This is a genomic window from Paracoccus sp. J39, from assembly GCF_000518925.1.
GTDB lineage: Bacteria > Pseudomonadota > Alphaproteobacteria > Rhodobacterales > Rhodobacteraceae > Paracoccus.
Genome location: NZ_JAEN01000048.1, coordinates 1 through 1,790, shown reverse-complemented (window position 1 = coordinate 1,790; position 1,790 = coordinate 1). Strand labels below are relative to the sequence as shown.

The window sequence follows — 1,790 nt, the reverse complement described above, 5'->3', positions numbered from 1 at the left end:
ATCCGCGCAATGCCGATATTGTGCCCGTTCAAAGGGCTGTAAAACCCGATGGTCACCACGCCCACCTCCTTGCCGTCCCGGATGATCGGAGCGCCCTCGACCGCCGCCTCGGTGCCCTCCAGCTTGACGCCGTAGATCTTGAAGCGTTCCTTGCCCTGCAGCCGGTAATGCTCCTCGGCGCCGCGGAAGCCGGTCTTGCCGGGCGAGACGGTGAAATCCAGCCCCAGCTCCCAAAGCGTGTCGCCGCAGGGCTCGTCCTCGAACGGGTATTTCTCGGAATTGTCATAGGGGAAGAACAGCAGGTAGCTTTCGGCGCGCAGCAGGTCCAGCGTGGTGAAGCGGGTCGGGATGATGCCCATCGCCGCGCCCTCGGCCACGATCGTGTCCCAGATCTCGGGCGCGTCCTGGCGGCGGCAGAAGATCTCGTAGCCGCGCTCGCCCGTATAGCCGGTGCGCGAGATCGTCACCGGCTTGCCGAACAGCGTGGTGTGGATATGGCTGAAATAGACCACGTCCCGGATGCCGGGCACGTGCTTTTCCAGATAGTCCACCGCCAGCGGCCCCTGCAGCGAGATGTCGTGCAGGTCGTCGTCGAACAGCACGCTGACATTGCGCCCCAGCGCCGCCATGGTCAGCTGCTCGTGCCCCTGGCCGGCGCCATGCACCACCATGAAGCTGTGCGGGCCCATCCGGTAGATCACGCAATCGTCGACGAACTTGCCGCCGTCGTTCAGCATGCAGGCATAGGTCGAACGGCCGGGCTTGATCTTCTCGACCGACCGGGTGGTGGCGCGGTCGATGACATGGCTGGCATGGGGGCCGATCACATGCACCTTCTTCAGCCCCGAGACGTCCATCACCCCGGCCTTGGTGCGGATCGCCATGTATTCCTCGAGCTGGTCCTTGTCGTAGCTCCAGGCCGTGCCCATCCCGCTCCAGTCCTCGAGCGCCGAGCCAAGGGCCCGGTGACGATCCGCCAGAGCCGAAAAACGCCAGGTCGCTGTCATGAAAATTCCTCCTCGTTGGCATCCGTTCCACGATCCGCCCCGGGCGGACCATGGCATCTGTGGCAGCGAGGGGCTGCAAGCGGCCCGACCATGCGGCCGGCGGCAGGCATCCTGCGGCAGACGCAGCGCCTGACCGGCGGCACGTCTGGCGATGCCCGGATGAACGGGGGAAAGCCTGCCCATCCGCGGGGGCCAAGCTCCGGACGGAGCGTCGACCCATGAACCACCTGTTGTTGATCGGACCGGTTTTGCATCCGCTCGCTTGTTGATTCCATTCAACCCGGATATCGCTTAAAAAGCAATTATTTTTCTTAGCAGGAATGTTTTGGGTATTTTTCTGCACAAATGCCGGCAGAAGCGGCCATCTTTCGGGCAGATAATGACCGGTGCCTACGCGCCGGCAAAGAGCAAGGACCACCGATAGAACTGCAAGCCCCGATCTGCGCGGGCGGGAAAAACCAAGAGGGCCAGGAGGGGCGAATCAATCCGATGAGTCCCGCCTGCGGTAGCACGATCCCCGAGTCGACCCTTCGGCGACGGGCAGCCTTCAATCCGAAAATGAAACGCATGCCGGCGCAGCGACCTTAGCAGTCGCTGCGCCGGCACGGCTGGCAGAGGCCCCATGCCCGTCAGGGACAGGGACAATAAGCGGCCGTGACGAAGCGGTCAGCCCATTCTCTCGCTGGAATAGCTTCCCGGAGACGCCGGGAAGACGACGGTCTTGTTGCCGTTGAGGAACACCCGGCGGTGGATATGGGCGTGGATGGCGCGGGCCAGGACCTG

The 1,790-nt window shown here is 63.7% G+C and carries 1 protein-coding gene and 1 pseudogene; both read right to left on the bottom strand.

Annotation, left to right across the window (positions count from 1 at the left end):
- A partial coding sequence (locus tag L632_RS0121155; RefSeq protein WP_028714666.1) for an aminomethyltransferase family protein occupies positions 1-1,007 on the bottom strand: 1,007 nt, incomplete at its 3' end.
- Positions 1,008-1,673: 666 nt separating this feature from the next.
- Positions 1,674-1,790, bottom strand: a pseudogene (purU, locus tag L632_RS25055) (formyltetrahydrofolate deformylase); the annotation flags it as partial.